Below are 15,652 nucleotides of genomic sequence, written 5' to 3'. Positions count from 1 at the left end.
CGAGTCCCAGACTGTAGAGAAGGAGGCCCAAGATTGTTGACAATTTCGATGATAATTATGTTAGAAGAGTCGCTCCGTGTGATCTGCCTCAGGAACCCGGCCCCCGGCCCAGCTCCGTCTCGATGAAGTGACGCAGATGCCGTCGCGCGTCCTCCACCGTCAACGGCGGTGTCTGGCGCAGGCGTTGCAGGGCCAGGCCGTCGGCCAGGGCGGCGAAGCGGACGGTGAAGCCGTCCAGGTCCGCGGAGGTGAGGTCGCCTTCGGCGATGGCGCGTTCGGCGAGGGTTCGGATCTGCCGGTGCCAGCTCTCGTAGCGGCGGTCCTGGCCGCGGGCGAACGCCGGGTCGGGGTGGTGCTCGCCGACGTTCCAGTACTCGAACCACATCCGCCAGTGCCGGTCGGTGTCCTCGGTGAACAGCGCGTCGACCAGGAGCCGCAGCCCCTCCGCCCCGCTGGTCGCACGGTCCGCGGCCTCGCTCAGCCCCGTGTAGTACCGCTCGATCTGCAGCACCATCGCCTCGGAGAGGATCTCCTGCACGCTGCCGAAGTGGTAGGTGACCGTGCCGACGGACACCCCGGCCGCGGCGGCGACGTCCCGCACCCCGACCGAGGCGTAGCCCCGCTCCGCGATCAGCGGGACCGCCGCCTCGACGATGAGCCTGCGGCGCACCTCGGTGGGCTGCCGGGTGCGGTCGGCGGCGGCTACGGCACGGCGCGGGCTCTTCTCGGCCTTCTTCTCCGCCTTCATCCCGACGTCCTCGGGGTGGTGCGGTGCCATGCGCGCTTGGCCACTGCCTCTCCGTTCGCCCGTGCTTCGAGGTGACTGTCCATGACGAACTCCGTGGCCGTGGCCCGCAGTTCCGTCCGTGCGACGATCTCCGCGTCCCATTCGTCCCCGTCCTCACCGCGGGTGAGCCGGATCGTCCACTCGGAGACGGCCGAGGCCGAAAGCGGGTCGTCGCTGCGGATACGGTACGTCTCCCGGGCGTTCTCCTCGTATCGCAGGCCGTCGGGGTAGGTGCGGGAGCCGCCGTAGCGCGGGTCGACCTCCAGGGTCCACTCCCCCGCCGCCACGTCATGGGTGACCAGGCGTTCCGGGCGCGGCCCGGATGCGACGTCGTACGTGACCGGGAGCGGGGGCGCCTGCTCCGGCTCCTCGAAGCGGACCGGCGGCTCCTCGCCGTCCGACCGGACCGGCAGCAGGAGGGCGCTGTCGGCCGGCAACAGGGTCAGCTCGCCACGCTCGCCGTGCGGCCACACCCACGGCCAGTACGTGTCCGATACGGCGACCCGGATACGGTGGCCGGGCGGGAAGGCGTATCCGGTCGCGTTCAGCTCGAACTCGACGTCCTCGTACATGCCCGGCGTCCACTCCACCGCCTTGTCCCGTCCGTGCCGGGCGAGCAGGTTGAGCACGCCCCGGGTGACGAGGGTCGACGAGCCGTCGGGGGCCACGTCGCACACGCGGGCGATCACATGGGCGCGCGGAGTGGCGCTGTCCAGACGGAGCCGGACGCGCGGACGGCCGAGGATCTCGACGCGTTCGGTCAGCGGCGCCGAGTCCAGGCAGACCGAACGGCCGTCCTCCTCCCGCTGGTCGGGCGCCAGATCGCTCGCGTTGCCGAACGGGAAGAAACGGCCCGCGTCGATGCCGGTGTGGTGAGGGGAGCGGACGGGGACGGGCGGGGTGCCGTCCACGCCCAGCGGGCGCTCCTGCCAAGTGACCCGCGGCGAAGGCCACTCCGTGTCGCCGACCCACCGGCCGGGCATCACGTCGTACGAAGTCGCGGGCGGGACAGGGTCGTTGACCCAGGCGCGCAGGAGCGGTTCGCGCATCGCGCCCGTGTCCTCGCCCTTGAGCCAGTGGTCCCACCAGCGCAGGGTCTCCTGGAGGAAGCCGATCGCCGGGCCGGGCGGCAGTCCGCGGTCCGGGTACTGGTGGGACCAGGGCCCGACCAACCCCCGGACCCGGTCGGCCGGAAGGTGCTCCACCAGCCGCAACACCGTGTCGCGGTACGGGTCGTTCCAGCCGCCCACCGCCAACACCGCGGCCCGCACCGCGCCGTAGTCCTCGCACACGCTCCCGTGCCGCCAGTACTCGTCCCGCTGCTGGTGGGCGAGCCAGGTGTGGATGAACGGGTCGAGGGCGTCGAGGCGTTCGCGCCACATCGGCAGCCAGCGGTCGGCGCCGACGTTCGCCGGGTCCGGCGGGCGGGCGGCGAAAGCGAGCATGGTGCCGGCCCAGGCGAGCATGTCGATGCCGAGGACCGCGCCGCCCATGTAGTGGACGTCGTTGTCGTAGCGGTCGTCCGTGGAGCAGACGGTGACGATCGCCTTGAGCGGTTCGGGCGCCAGAGCCGCGATCTGCAGGGAGTTGAAGCCGCCCCAGGAGATGCCGAACATGCCGACCTCGCCCGTGCACCAGGGCTGCCGGGCAAGCCAGTTGACGACGTCGACGCCGTCCGCCAGCTCCTGTTCGTCGTACTCGTCGCCGGGTGTGCCCTCGCTGTCGCCGTGGCCGCGGATGTCGACGCGGACGGAGGCGTAGCCGTGGCCCGCGTACCAGGGGTGGCGCTGGGCGTCGCGCGGGGCGGTCCAGTCGCTCTTGCGGTACGGGAGGTATTCGAGGAGCGCGGGCACCGGGTCGGCCTCCGCGTCGGCCGGGCGCCAGATACGGGCGTGCAGCCGGACCCTGCCGTCGCGGGTGGGGATCCAGACGTCCTCGCGCACGACCTGGCGCTCGAACCGCTCGCGGTACTTCACGAAACTCCTTCGGGGACAGAGGTGCTGGCCGGGCGCCAGCGGCGGACGCGGTGGCCGTCGCCGTGATCGGCCCATACGTCGTCGGGCTCGGCCGCGTCGAGCCACTCCGGCGCAGCCTCGACGAACGGCTCGGCGTCGGGGTCGGGTTCGAGGGCCGCGGCCATCAGCTCCCGGGTGTAGGGGTGGGCCGGGTCGGCGAAGACGGCCTCGGTCGGGCCCTCCTCGACGACCACGCCCTGGCGCAGGACCAGCACGCGGTCGGCGATGCCCCGTACGACGGCCAGGTCGTGGCTGATGAACAGGCAGGCCAACTGCCGTTCCCGGCGCAGGTCGTCGAGCAGGCGCAGCACCTCGGCCTGGACCGAGACGTCCAGCGCGGTGGTGATCTCGTCGGCGATCAGTACGTCCGGCTCGCCCGCCAACGCTCGCGCGATGCCGATGCGTTGGCGCTGGCCGCCGGAGAGCTGGGCGGGCAGCCGGTCGGCGAGTGCCGGGTCCAGACGCACGTCCCGGATGAGGTCGAGGGCACGGGTGGCGGCCTGCCGCCGGTCGGGGGCGGTACCGAAGAAGCGGAGGGGGCGGCGGATCGCGTCGCCGACCGTGCGGCGCGGGTTGAGGGAGGTGTCGGCGTTCTGGAACACCAGCTGGACCAACCGCCGTAGTGCGGTGGGGCGCCCGCGGGCGGGCTTGGCCAGGTCGCCGGAGCCGTGGCTCATCGTGCCGCCCGAGGGGGCGCGCAGACCGGCGAGGGACCAGGCGAGGGTGGACTTGCCGCTGCCCGACTCCCCGACGAGGGCGACGATCTCGCCGCGCCGGACGTCGAAGGAGACACCGTGCACGGCACGGGCCGTCCCGTAGTCGATGGTGACGTCCGTCGCCGACACCGCGACCGGGGCGTCCGCGTCCACCACCGCCTTCGCCCGCACCTCCCGTTCACCGTTCTCCCCGACAAGGGCGAGCCCGTCGTCGGTCAAGCGCGGCACACTCGCCAACAGGCGCTTGGTGTAGGCGTGTTGGGCACCGGCGAAGAGTGTGCGGGTGGGCGCCGACTCCACGACCCAGCCCGACCGCAGCACGCTCACCTCGTCGGCCATCCGCGCGACCACCCCGAGGTCGTGGCTCACCAGCACGGCGGCCAGGCCGAGTTCGTCGCGCAGGGCGGTGACGAGGTCGAGGATGCCGCGCTGGGTGACGACGTCGAGGCCGGTCGTGGGCTCGTCGAGGACGAGGACCTTGGGGCGGGCCGCGAGGGCCATGGCGATGGCGACGCGCTGCTGCTGGCCGCCGGAGAGTTCGTGCGGGTAGCGGCGCGCGAGGTCGGCGGGGCGGGGCAGCCGTACCTGTTCGAGGAGGTCGAGGACCGGGACCTCGCCGCCTGCCTCGGCGATCTGCCGTCCGACGCGCATGGACGGGGTGAGCGCGTGCCCGGCGTTCTGGCCGACCATCGCCACGGTCCCGCCGCGAAGCCGCCGCAACTCCGGTACGGACAGGGCGAACACGTCCTTGCCGTCCACCCGCACGCTCCCGCCGTCCAGGCGCGAGCCGTGCCGCAGATGGCCGAGCAGGGTGGCCGCGACGGTCGACTTGCCGCTGCCGGACTCGCCGACGAGGGCCAGCGTGCGCCCCTCGGCGACCTCGAAGGACACGTCGTGCACGACGGGCACGTCACGGCCGCCCGAACGGTAGGAAACACAGAGGGAGTTGACGGAGACGATCGGGGCCATCAGGAGCCCTCCCTGATCCGGTCCACGCCCCACGCCTTGGACAGGCCGTCGGCCGCGAGGTTGAGCCCGACCACGAGCGTGGCCAGGGCGATGATCGGCGCGAGGCTCGCCATCGGGACGACGGTGATGGCGGTGCGGTTCTCGGCGACCATGAGCCCCCAGTCGGGGGTCGGCGGGTCGGCGCCGAAGCCGAGGAAGGACAGCGAGGAGATCAGCAGCACGACCCAGGAGGCCCGCATGGCGAATTCCACGCACACCACGTCGGCGATGTTGGGCAGCACCTCCCGCCACAGGATCGACCAGGTGCGCTCGCCGCGTGCGCGGGCCGCGGTCACGTAGTCGGCGGGTACGACGGCCAGCGCCGCGCCCCGCACCACCCGTACGACCTGGGGCACGAACACCACGGCGACGGCGATCACGATGACCGCCGGGCCGGTGCCGAGCGCGGTCACGACGACGAGCAGCGCGAGGATGGCCGGCACCGACAGCACCGCGTCGAGGATCCGGCCCAGCACGTCGTCGAACCAGCCGCCGCGCAGCGCCGCCGCACAGCCGATGACCGTGCCGATGGCGAGGGCGATGACGGTGGCGACGACGGAGACGCCGAGCGCGTAACGGCCGCCGTACAGCACCCGGGTGAGGACGTCCCGGCCGTACTGGTCGGTGCCGGCCCAGTGCGACCAGCTCGATCCGAGGAGGGCGTGGGAGGGGTCGTTGGCGATGGGGTCGTAGGAGGTGAGCAGGGGGGCGAGGAGGGCGATCAGCGTGTGGACGCCCACAATTGCCAGGCCGACGAGGGCCGTTCGGGAGGAGCGCAGGGTGCGCCAGGCGCGTGCGGTGGTGCGGGCCTGGGGTACTGCCGGTGGGGCGGTGTCGAGGGTGGTCATCAAGTCCTCCCGCGCGTACGGAGCTTGGGGTTGAGGGCCATGGCGCCGAGGTCGGCGGCGAGGTTGCAGACGACGTACACGACGGCGCTGATCAGGGCGACGGCCTGCACGACCGGCAGGTCCCGGTTCTGCACGGAGGTGAGCATCAGCTTGCCGATGCCGGGGTAGTTGAAGACGTTCTCGACGACGGCGACACCGCCCACCAGCCAGGCCACGTTGAGGGCGATGACGTGCAGGGTGGGCAGCAGGGCGCTCGGCAGGGCGTGCCGGGTGACCACCCGCCAGGTGGACAGGCCCTTGAGCCGGGCCGTGGTGACGTACTCACTCGCCATGACATCGATGACCGACGTGCGGGCCATGCGCACGATGTAGGCGGCCATCACGATGGCGAGCGCGAGCGCGGGAAGCCATACGGCGGGCAGGAGTTGGCCGACGCTCGCGTCGGGGCCGTACAGGACGACCGCCGGGAACCACGGCAGCGCGACCGAGAAGCACAGCACCAGGACGGTGGCGACCACGAACTCCGGGACGCTCATGCCGACCAGGCTGGCGGTGGAGATCACGTGGTCGGCCCAGCGGTCGCGGTACAGCCCGGCGAGGATGCCCAGCACGAGGGACCCGGTCACCGCGAAGACGATGGTGACGACGGCGATGAGGGCCGAGTTGCCCAGGTACTGGGCGACCTCGCTGCCCACCGGCTTGCCGGAGACCAGCGACGTACCGAAGTCGCCGTGCACAGCGCCCTTGATCCAGTCGAAGTAGCGCTCCCAGGCAGGCTGGTCGAGTCCGAGTTGCTTGCGCAGGGCGGCGACCGCGTCGGGGGTGGCGTCCTTGCCGAGGATCTGGGTGGCGACGTCGCCGGGCAAGGCCTGCAGGGCGAGGAAGACCAGGACGGAGGAGAGGAGCAGCGTGCCGATGGCGGCAGCCAGTCGGCGGGCGACGAACACGAGCATGCTCAGGCTCCCTTCAGGCCGATGCCGAGGTAGTCGAACTCGAAGCCGTGCTCGGCGTATCCGCGCACCTTGCGGGAGATCCCCACGAGCCGGTCGGCGAACATCGGGGTCATCGCCCCGCCCTTCTCGATCACCATCGTCTGGGCCTGGCCGTAGAGTTCGCGGCGCGAGGCGTCGTCGGTCTCGGCGCGGGCGCGGTCCAGGAGCGTGTCGAAGGCCTTGTCGGACCAGGCGGTCTCGTTGTACGAGGAGCCGCTGCGGAAGATCTGCGTGAAGAGCTGGTCGACGGGCCGGCCCGTGTACCAGTAGGTCGCCATCAGCGGCTTCTTCATCCAGATCTGCGTGTAGTACGAGTCCGCGGCGGCCGTCTTGACCCGGATGCGGATGCCGGCCCGCTTGGCGGACTCCTGGTAGGCGAGGGCCATCGGCGTGAGCAGGGGGTCGTAGGCGGAGGTGTAGAGGTCGATCGCCAGACCCTCCTGACCGGCCTGCTTGAGCAGGTGCTTCGCCTGCTCCGGGTCGTGCTTCGGGTGCGCGGCGATGTGCAGCGGGTCGTCGGGCGGGACCGGGTTGTCCCAGCCCGCGGTACCGGCGCCCTGGAGCGCGACCTTCACCACGTGCTCGGGGTCGTAGGCGAGCTTCATCGCCTGGCGTACGCGTACGTCGGTGAAGGGCTTGTCGGTGGTGAGCATCGGGAGGACGTACCACTGGGCGTTCTTCACGCGGGCGACGGTCGCGCGGTCGGAGGCGGCGACCACCCGGGCCGTCGCGAAGTCGAGGTTGGTCTGCGAGAGCAGGTCGACCTGGCCGGCCAGGAGGGCATTGGCGCGGGCCGACATGTCGGCGACCGAGTAAAAGGAGATCGCGTCGAGGACGGGCCGCCCGGCCCAGTGGTCGGCGTAGGCGGTGACGCGGCCGGGGCCTGCGGGTGCGAAGGACTCCAGCTTGAAGGGGCCGGTGCCGATGCCGGTGCGGCCGACGGACTTCGCGCTGCCGTCCGGGACGACGTAGCAGTTGTAGTGCGTGAGCAGGCTGGGGAACTCGGCGTTCGGGGACTTCAGCGGGACGACGAGGGTGTGCGCGTCGGGGGTGCGCAGGGTCTTCGCGTCGATGAGCGGGGCAAGGACGGCGGCCTGCGGGGACGCGGTCGCCTTGTCGATGATGTGGCGCAGGGTGTAGGCGGCGTCGGCCGAGGTGAAGGCCCGGCCGTCGTGGAAGGTGACGCCCTTGCGGAGCCGGAAGGTCCAGGTGGTGGCCTTGGCGTCGGACTCCCAGGACTCGGCGAGGTCCGGGGCGAGTTCGCCGTCGCTGCCGACCCGGACCAGGCGGTTGTAGAGGGCGCCGAGGTATTCGTACGCCGACAGGGAGCTTGCCGGGTCGAGGGTCTCGGCGTCCGAGGCGGGCGGCCGGGCGATGCGGAGGGTGCCGCCGCGGTCCGGGGTGCCCCCCGGCGCCGCGGCCGGCAACACCGTGCCGGCGTCCGCGCCCGAGCATCCGGACAGCAGCCAGGACGCACCGAGGCAGGCGGCGCCCGCGGCGCCGGCGGTGAGGAACGACCGCCGTCCTGGGTGGTGGGTGTCGGGCATGGGCCGACCGTCCTTCTCGCTATTCGTTCAGTGGAACGATTGAGTGGAGTGCGTGAACGATAGCCAGCGGACGGTTTCCCGCCAACCCTCGGGCGCGGAGAATTAACCGGCGAAACGGACCCGTAACCGGCGGGGCGGGGCCACGGGCCGCGGTGGCGGCAGTGGCGGTGACTGCTGTTGTGGCCGCGGTGGCAGCCGCCCGGCTGGCTATCCTTTCCGCCATGACCAGCACCGGAAGGCCCCGTGACACCTCGGTGCAGTCGGTGGGCCGCGCCGTCTCGATCCTCCAGTCGCTGTCCCGGCGCGGGCCGTCCGGAGTGACCGAACTCGCCGAGGCGCTGGGTCTGCACAAGGCGACGGTCTTCCGGCTCCTGGCCACCCTGGAGTCGCGCGGTCTGGTCGAGCAGGACGCCGAGCGCGGGCGCTACCGCCTCGGCTTCGGCATGGTCGAGCTGGCCGCGGGCGCCGGACGGCAGAGCGACCTGTCCCTGCTCAGCCGCCCGGTCTGCCGGGAGCTGGCCGCCGAGGTGGGCGAGACGGTGAACCTCGCGATCCACGACGGCCTCGAAGTGATCACCATCGACCAGGAGATGGGCGGCGCGACCATCTCCAGCGTCGACTGGGTCGGCAAGCGCAGCCCCCTGCACGCCACCGCGGCCGGCAAGCTCTTCCTCGCGCACATGCCCGAGGAGCAGGCCGACGAGGTGCTGGGGCGCGGGCTCTTGCGGTACACCCCGCACACGATCACCGAACCGGCGCTGCTGAAGGCCGAGTTGCGGACGGTACGCGAACGCGGGTACGCCACCACCTCGCAGGAGCACGAGATCGGGCTGGCCGCGATCGCCGCACCGGTGCGCTCGCCGGACGGCCAGGTCGTGGCCGCCGTCACCGTCTCGGGCCCGACGTTCCGCGTCAACGAGCACACCGTGCCGGCGCTGGCCGAACGGGTGCGGGAGGCGGGCGCGCGGATCTCGTGGCGCCGGGGGCACCACAAGAACGGCTGACCGCGGACCGGGACCGGCGGCCGCGGTCGGCTCTTGACGGCCGCGGGTTTGCGACTCCACCATTTGTCTCGCATCGCGCATCTGTTTCGCAATGCGATACAGCCGTTACGGCCATGCAGCCACCCCTGCCCTGACGTGGCCGTCGGCACCCCACCTCCCGAGGAGCGGTCATGCCCGCCCAGAGCCTCGATCCCCTGCTCCAGCCCTTCCGCCTCAAACACCTCACCCTGCGCAACAGGGTGGTCAGCACCTCCCACGAACCCGCCTTCGGCGAGGACGGCCTGCCCAAGGACCGTTACCGCGCCTACCACGTCGAGAAGGCGCGCGGCGGTGTCGGCCTGACCATGATCGGCGGCTCCGCCGTGGTCTCGCCGGACAGCCCGCCCGCCTTCGGCAACCTGCTGCTGTACCGGGACGACATCGTGCCGTGGCTGCGCCGGCTCACCGACGAGGTGCACGAGGCCGGGGCCGCGGTGATGTGCCAGGTCACCCATCTCGGCCGCCGTACCAGCAACTACACCGGCGACTGGCTGCCGGTGCTCTCCGCCTCACCGCTGCGCGAGCCCGCGCACCGGGCGTTCCCCAAGGCCGCCGAGGCATGGGACCTCGACCGGATCACCGCCGACTACGTCTCGGCCGCGCTGCGCTGCCGCGAAGGCGGCCTGGACGGCATCGAGTTGGAGGCGTACGGCCACTTCCTCGACAGCTTCCTCTCCCCCACCACCAACCACCGCGACGACGAGTTCGGCGGCGGCCTGGAGCACCGCATGGCGTTCCCGCGCCGGGTGGTCCGGGCGGTGCGGGAGGCGGTCGGCCCGGACTTCGTGGTCGGGATCCGGCTGATGCTGGACGAGGTCCGGCCCGGCGGGCTGACCTTCGACGACGCGCTGGTGGCCGCCGAGCGTTTCACCGAGGACGGCATCGACTTCGTCAGCACCATCCGCGGCTCCATCGAGAGCGACGCGTCGCTGGTACGTGCCATCCCGCCGATCGGCACTCCGCTGGGACCGTTCCTGGAGTTCACCGGCGAGGTCCGGCGCCGGCTGCGGGTGCCGGTGATGCACGCGGCCCGCATCGCGGATCCCGCCACCGCGCGGTACGCCCTGCGCGAGGGACTGCTCGACCTGGTCGGCATGACCCGCGCCCAGATCGCCGACCCGCATCTGGTCGCCAAGGTCGCCGCGGGCCAGGAGGACCGTATCCGCCCTTGCGTGGGCGCGAGTTACTGCCTCGACGCGATCTACGACTCGGGCGACACGAAATGCGTCCACAACCCGTCGACCGGACGGGAGCTCCACCTGCCCCACACCATCCCGGCCACAACGGGCCGCCAAAGGAAGGCAGTTGTCGTCGGCGCCGGTCCGGCAGGGCTGGAGGCCGCCCGCGTCCTAGGCGAACGCGGCCATGACGTGGTGCTGTTCGAGGCGGGTGACCTGCCCGGCGGCCAGATCCGGCTCGCGGCCTCCAACCCCCGCCGCCGCGACCTGCTCGGCATCGTCGACTGGCGGGTCGCCGAGTGCAAGCACCACGGCGTCGACCTGCGCCTCGGCACCTACGCCGAGGCCGCCGACGTACTCGCCGAACACCCCGACCTGATCGTCGTCGCCACCGGCGGCATGCCCAACTGCACCTTCCTGGAGGCGGGCGAGGACCTGGTCGCCGACACCTGGGACGTACTGACCGGCTCACTGCGCCCGAAGGGCGAGGTGCTGATCTACGACGACCATGGCGGCTACCCCGCCCTCGATGCCGTCGAGGTGCTCGCCCCGTCCGGCGCCCGCCTGCACTACGTGACACCGGAACGCACCCTCGCCCCCGACGTCGGCAGCATGAACTCCCCCGCCTACCTACGGGTCTTCGCGGAACACGACGTCACGACCACCCTCGCCCGCCGCCTGCGCGCCGTGCGCCGCGCCCCGGACGGCCGCCTGACCGCAACCCTGAGCAGCGACTACACCGACGCCGACACCGAACTCACCGTCGACCACGTGATCGTGGAACACGGAACCCTCCCGGCGGACGAGCTGTACCGCGAACTCCTGTCCGGATCAAGCAACTTGGGCGAGGTGGACCACCGCGCGCTGCTCGCCCACCGACCGCAGACGGTGGTCCGCGACGACACCGGCCGCTACCAGCTGTTCCGCATCGGCGACGCGGTCGCGAGCCGCAACATCCACGCCGCCGTCTACGACGCGCTGCGGCTGTGCCTGCCGGTCTGAGACCCTCTGGAGAAACGAAGTTGACCACTTTCGCCGCCCCCGCCACCGGCACGGCCGACCTGGTGGCCCGCCGCGCCCCCGGCCTGAGCCTCGAAGCCCCCTTCTACACCGGGCAGGAGTTCTTCGACCTCGACATCGAGGCGGTCTTCGCCCGGAGCTGGCTGTTCGTCGCCGCCGAGGCCGAACTCCCCGAGCCCGGCGACTACGTGACCGTGACCCTCGGCCCGTACTCGGTGATCCTCCTCCGCGACGACGAGGAGGAGGTACGGGCCTTCCACAACGTGTGCCGCCACCGAGGCGCCCGCATCCTCGACGAGCAGCGCGGCTCGGTCGGCAACATCGTCTGCGGTTACCACCGTTGGACGTACGGCGTGGACGGCCGGCTGCTGCACGCGGAGTCGCTGCCGCCCGACTTCGACCGGTCCTGCTTCGGCCTACGCGCCGTGCACACCCGCACGGTCGCCGGCCTGGTCTTCATCTGCCTCGCGGCGCAGCCCCCCGCCGACTTCGACGAGGTGGCCGCCCGCATCGAGCCGTACATCGCGCCGCACGGCCTGCGCCGGGCCAAGGTGGCCACGCAGATCGACCTCGTGGAGAACGGCAACTGGAAACTCACCATGGAGAACAACCGGGAGTGCTACCACTGCGGCGGCCACCCGGAGCTCCAGTGCTCCCTCTTCCCCGTCTACGGCTACGCGGAGCAGGACGTGCCGCCGGTACTGCGCCCGGCGTACGACCGCTACCTCCAGGCCGACGCCGAGTCCCGGACGACGTACGAGTCGCTGGGCCTGCCGTACGCCGCGATCGAGGAACTGGACACCCGCGCCACGGGTTTCCGCATCCAGCGTGAACCGCTGGACGGCGCGGGCGAGTCGTTCACCGAGGACGGCACGGCGGCCTGCGGCAAGCTCCTGTCCGACTTCACCACGCCCCGTCTGGGCCGTCTGTCCCTGCACATGCAGCCCAACGCCTGGTTCCACTTCCTCTCCGACCACGCGATCACCTTCTCGGTGATCCCGCTCGCCCCGGACCGCACCCTGGTCCGCACGACTTGGCTGGTGCACGCCGACGCGGTCGAGGGCGTCGACTACGACCTCGATGCCCTGACCCGGGTGTGGACGGCCACCAACGACCAGGACGCGCTCCTCGTCGCCCGCGCCCAGCAGGGCATCTCCAGCCCCGCGTATCTCCCGGGGCCGTACAACCCCACCGAGTACCAGGTCGAGGCATTCGTCAACTGGTACGTGACCCGACTGAAGGCGCACCTCGCACGATGACCGAAATCCCGATGGACTGGGCGGAAGGGGACTGGACGGAAGGGGACTACGGCGGACTGCTGGTCTGCAAGCAGGTCCACGTCCTCACCCCCGATGTCAGGACCTTCGTCCTCCAGTCCCCGCAGCCCCGGCTCTTCCGCCACGACCCCGGCCAGTTCCTCACCCTCGGCGTCGACATCGACGGCCGCTCGGTCGAGCGCTGCTACACCGTCTCCTCGCCGCCCACCCGCCCCCACTCCCTAACCGTCACCGTGAAGCGGGTGCCGGGCGGCCTGGTCTCCAACTGGCTCCACGACCACCTACTCCCCGGCCGCACGGTACGGGCGCGGGGCCCGCTCGGGGACTTCTCCTTCACCCGGCACCCCGCGCCGAAGTACCTCTTCCTGTCCGGCGGCAGCGGCGCGACGCCGATGATGGCCATGACCAGGACCCTGTACGACCTCGCGGACCCGGCCGACGTGGTGTTCGTGCACAGCGCCCGCACCCCCGACGACATCCTCTTCCGCCGCGAACTCGACCTCATCGCCGCCACCGCGCCCACCATCCGGGTGGTGCACGTCTGCGAGGAGGACGGCCCCACCGAACCCTGGGGCGGCCACCGCGGCCGGCTGACCCTCGACATGCTCCGGCAGATCGCCCCCGACTTCCCCCAACGGGAGATCTTCACCTGCGGCCCGGCCGGCTACCTGGCGGCGGTGCGCGACCTGCTCGCGACGGCCGGGTTCCCCATGGACCGCCACCACGAGGAGAGCTTCACCTTCGAACGACCCCAGGCCGACGACCCCCCGGCCGACCCGACGGACACCGCCGAAGACCGATCGCACCCTGCCGAAGTCCCGTCGTACACCGTCGAGTTCACCCGCAGCCGGCGCACCCTCACCTGCGACGCGGACACCTCCCTCCTCGCGGCGGCCTCCCGGGCGGGCCTGAGCCTCCCGGCGTCCTGCGCCCAGGGAATGTGCGGTACCTGCAAGACGACCCTGCTGTCCGGGTCCGTCGACATGCGGCACAACGGGGGCATCCGGCCTCGTGAGATCGCCCAGAACAAGATCCTGCTGTGCTGCGCGAAGCCACGGGAGGATCTCGTGGTCGACGCCTGACGACGCCGCTCAGGAGATCAGACGTCCGCACGCGCGGCGCAGCAGTGCCGCAAGGAGTGCCGCCTCCTCGCCACCGAGGGCGGTCACGATGCTCTGCTGTTCGTGTTCCACCGCTGTCGTCCAGCGACTCAGAGCCTCGGTGCCGCGCTCGGTCACGAACACCAGCACGCGCCGCCGGTCCTCGTCGTCCACCCGGCGCAGGACGAGGTTGAGGGACACCATGCGGTCGACCACCTTGGTGAGGGAGGGTGGCGACAACAGGGCGAACTCGGCGATCTCGGTCATCGCGTGTCCGGCGCCGTCAGCGAGGAACGACAGCACACGCCATTCCTCCAGCGTCGCACCCTCCGCTTTCAGCGCCTCGCCGAGTCTCGTCACCACGCCCCGCTCCAGGAGCGTGAGCATCCGTGCGAAGTCGAGGTCCGACACGGCCGTCGCCGGAGTCGTCGTCATCACCCTGCCAAAAAGTCGTCGGTGTCGTTACGTCGCGGCGCCCCGGTCGCCGACGTGGCGACGTGCATGCCGGGCCGGTTCGCCAGAGAGCTTCGCAAGAGAACGGCTCCACGATACAGTCGCTTCCTTACGACCGTGAAATATTCTCGTAGCAAGCAATCCCTACTGTGAGCACCTATGATCGAGAAGGCGTCTGTCCGGCTCGGCTCTCCGGCAGCCTCGGCCCGTGACACTCTGGACGTCGCCCTCGTGATCCCGCTGCAGGGACCGGCCGGCATCTTCGGACCGTCCTGCGAGTGCTGCGCCCAACTCGCGGCCGAGGAGGTCAACGCCGAGTCCGGAGTGCTGGGCAGGGAGCTGCGGCTGGTGCTCGTCGACGGTGGGGCGCCGCCGGAACAGGTGGCGACCGAGATCGACGCGCTGATCTCCGGCGGCGTCGTCGACGCGGTGGCCGGCTGGCACATCTCCGCCGTCCGCGAGGTCGTCGCCCCGCGCATCGACGGCCGGGTGCCGTACGTCTACACCGCGCTGTACGAAGGCGGCGAGCGGTCCCCGGGGGTGTTCCTCACCGGTGAGACCCCGGCCCGCCAACTCCGGCCCGCGCTGCGCTGGTTCGCCGCCGAACTCGGCATCCGGCGGTGGACGATCGTCGGCGACGACTACGTCTGGCCCCGTTCCTCCGCGCGCGCCGCCCACCGCTATCTGCGCGAACTCGGCGGAGAGGTCTGTGACGAGATGTACGTGCCGCTCGGCACCACGGACTTCGGCGAGGTGCTGGCCCGGGTGGCGGCCAGTGACTGCGATGCCGTCCTCATGCTGCTGATCGGTGACGACGCCGTGCTGTTCAACCGCGCGTTCACCGCCGCCGGCCTCGACCGCGACCGCATCCGGTTCAGCTCACTGATCGAGGAGAACGTGCTGCTGGCGACCGGGCCGGAGAACACCCGGGGCCTGATGACCTCGGCCGGCTACTTCGAGGATCTGCCCACCAGGTCCGGCCTGGACTTCGCCGCCGCCTACGGCCGCCGCTTCGGGCTGCGGGCTCCCGTGCTCAACAGCCTCGGCGAGTCCTGCTACGAGGGCGTACGCCTGCTCACCGAACTACTGCGCCGGGCGGGCGCCGTGGATGTGACCCGCATCCAGGCGACGGCCGAGGGACTCGAGTACGAGAGCCCGCGCGGCACGGTCCAGGTGCGTGACCGCCATCTGAAGCAGCGGGTCTTCCTCGCCGCGGCCGACGGGCTGCAGTGGGACGTGCTCCAGCAGCTGCCGTAGCCGGCTCCCCCTGGCCCGTCGTGTGACGGGCGTTCTTTTACACGCGCGTAACGCGGCACCGTCTTGCCAGAAAGCTTCAGCAGAAAATACTTTTTTTTCGAAGCTTTTGGAGGTCGTTCATGGCGACATACCCGTACCGCTGCGCGAGCTGTGGCCCCTTCGACGTGACCCGTCCGATCGGCCACGCCCTGTCCGAAGTGCCGTGCGAGACGTGCGGAAAGAAGGCCCGCCGGGTCTTCACCGCCCCGATGCTCACGCGCACCCCCGCTCCGCTGACCCGGGCCCTGCACGCCCAGGAGGCCAGCGCCCACGAACCCCGCGTCGTATCCGAGGTGCCCCCCGCCCGCCGGGGTCCCGCACCGGCCCCGGACCCGCGACACGCCCGTCTGCCCAGGCCCTGATCCCCCTGAC

The 15,652-nt window shown here is 71.4% G+C and carries 13 protein-coding genes; 6 read left to right on the top strand and 7 right to left on the bottom strand.

The window, feature by feature from the left end; translation table 11 throughout:
* Positions 1 to 88: 88 nt before the first annotated feature.
* The 6 genes from MQP27_RS01955 to MQP27_RS01930 are packed head-to-tail and all read right to left on the bottom strand — an operon-like array spanning position 89 to position 7,913.
* Positions 89 to 778 carry a TetR/AcrR family transcriptional regulator gene (locus MQP27_RS01955; RefSeq protein ID WP_242760020.1) on the bottom strand — a complete coding sequence of 230 codons (690 nt, stop codon included), beginning with the start codon at positions 776 to 778 and terminating at the stop codon, positions 89 to 91.
* Positions 745 to 2,763: a CocE/NonD family hydrolase gene (locus MQP27_RS01950; RefSeq protein WP_242760018.1), complete on the bottom strand. Its 2,019-nt coding sequence runs from the start codon at positions 2,761 to 2,763 to the stop codon at positions 745 to 747. The genes MQP27_RS01955 and MQP27_RS01950 overlap by 34 nt, the downstream gene beginning before the upstream one ends.
* The gene (locus tag MQP27_RS01945; protein ID WP_242760009.1) at positions 2,760 to 4,487 is read right to left on the bottom strand and encodes a dipeptide ABC transporter ATP-binding protein; all 1,728 of its coding nucleotides are present in this window, start codon (positions 4,485 to 4,487) and stop codon (positions 2,760 to 2,762) included. Before MQP27_RS01945 ends, MQP27_RS01950 begins: the two co-directional genes overlap by 4 nt.
* Positions 4,487 to 5,374: an ABC transporter permease gene (locus MQP27_RS01940; protein ID WP_242760007.1), complete on the bottom strand. Its 888-nt coding sequence runs from the start codon at positions 5,372 to 5,374 to the stop codon at positions 4,487 to 4,489. Before MQP27_RS01940 ends, MQP27_RS01945 begins: the two co-directional genes overlap by 1 nt.
* The gene (locus tag MQP27_RS01935; protein WP_242760004.1) at positions 5,374 to 6,327 is read right to left on the bottom strand and encodes an ABC transporter permease; all 954 of its coding nucleotides are present in this window, start codon (positions 6,325 to 6,327) and stop codon (positions 5,374 to 5,376) included. The genes MQP27_RS01940 and MQP27_RS01935 overlap by 1 nt, the downstream gene beginning before the upstream one ends.
* A gap of 2 nt (positions 6,328 to 6,329) precedes the next feature.
* Positions 6,330 to 7,913, bottom strand: a complete 1,584-nt coding sequence (locus MQP27_RS01930) for an ABC transporter substrate-binding protein (protein WP_242760002.1) — start codon at positions 7,911 to 7,913, stop codon at positions 6,330 to 6,332.
* A gap of 221 nt (positions 7,914 to 8,134) precedes the next feature.
* Between MQP27_RS01930 and MQP27_RS01925 the strand changes: the two genes are divergently transcribed.
* From MQP27_RS01925 to MQP27_RS01910, 4 genes are all read left to right on the top strand, one after another.
* Positions 8,135 to 8,917: an IclR family transcriptional regulator gene (locus MQP27_RS01925; RefSeq protein WP_242760000.1), complete on the top strand. Its 783-nt coding sequence runs from the start codon at positions 8,135 to 8,137 to the stop codon at positions 8,915 to 8,917.
* Positions 8,918 to 9,087: 170 nt separating this feature from the next.
* Positions 9,088 to 11,136 (top strand): NADH:flavin oxidoreductase, encoded by a 2,049-nt coding sequence (locus MQP27_RS01920; protein WP_242759998.1) that lies wholly within the window; start codon positions 9,088 to 9,090, stop codon positions 11,134 to 11,136.
* A 20-nt stretch (positions 11,137 to 11,156) separates the two neighbouring features.
* Positions 11,157 to 12,413 (top strand): aromatic ring-hydroxylating oxygenase subunit alpha, encoded by a 1,257-nt coding sequence (locus MQP27_RS01915; protein WP_242759996.1) that lies wholly within the window; start codon positions 11,157 to 11,159, stop codon positions 12,411 to 12,413.
* Positions 12,410 to 13,513, top strand: coding sequence for an FAD-binding oxidoreductase (locus MQP27_RS01910; RefSeq protein ID WP_242759988.1), 1,104 nt, complete (start codon positions 12,410 to 12,412; stop codon positions 13,511 to 13,513). Before MQP27_RS01915 ends, MQP27_RS01910 begins: the two co-directional genes overlap by 4 nt.
* Before the next feature lie 9 nt (positions 13,514 to 13,522).
* Here the strand turns inward: MQP27_RS01910 and MQP27_RS01905 are convergent, their stop codons facing one another.
* On the bottom strand, positions 13,523 to 13,966 hold the full coding sequence (locus MQP27_RS01905) for a MarR family winged helix-turn-helix transcriptional regulator (protein WP_242759986.1): 444 nt from the start codon (positions 13,964 to 13,966) through the stop codon (positions 13,523 to 13,525).
* A gap of 177 nt (positions 13,967 to 14,143) precedes the next feature.
* Here MQP27_RS01905 and MQP27_RS01900 point away from each other — a divergent pair, with 177 nt between their 5' ends.
* Both MQP27_RS01900 and MQP27_RS01895 read left to right on the top strand, forming a co-directional pair.
* Positions 14,144 to 15,241, top strand: coding sequence for a substrate-binding domain-containing protein (locus MQP27_RS01900; protein ID WP_242759975.1), 1,098 nt, complete (start codon positions 14,144 to 14,146; stop codon positions 15,239 to 15,241).
* A gap of 119 nt (positions 15,242 to 15,360) precedes the next feature.
* The gene (locus MQP27_RS01895) at positions 15,361 to 15,642 is read left to right on the top strand and encodes an FmdB family zinc ribbon protein (RefSeq protein WP_242759973.1); all 282 of its coding nucleotides are present in this window, start codon (positions 15,361 to 15,363) and stop codon (positions 15,640 to 15,642) included.
* Positions 15,643 to 15,652 lie beyond the last annotated feature (10 nt).

The organism is Streptomyces cylindrosporus (assembly GCF_022698165.1).
GTDB lineage: Bacteria > Actinomycetota > Actinomycetes > Streptomycetales > Streptomycetaceae > Streptomyces > Streptomyces cylindrosporus.
Note: the sequence above shows the minus strand (reverse complement) of the source record. Positions and strands in the feature narration are given on the sequence as shown.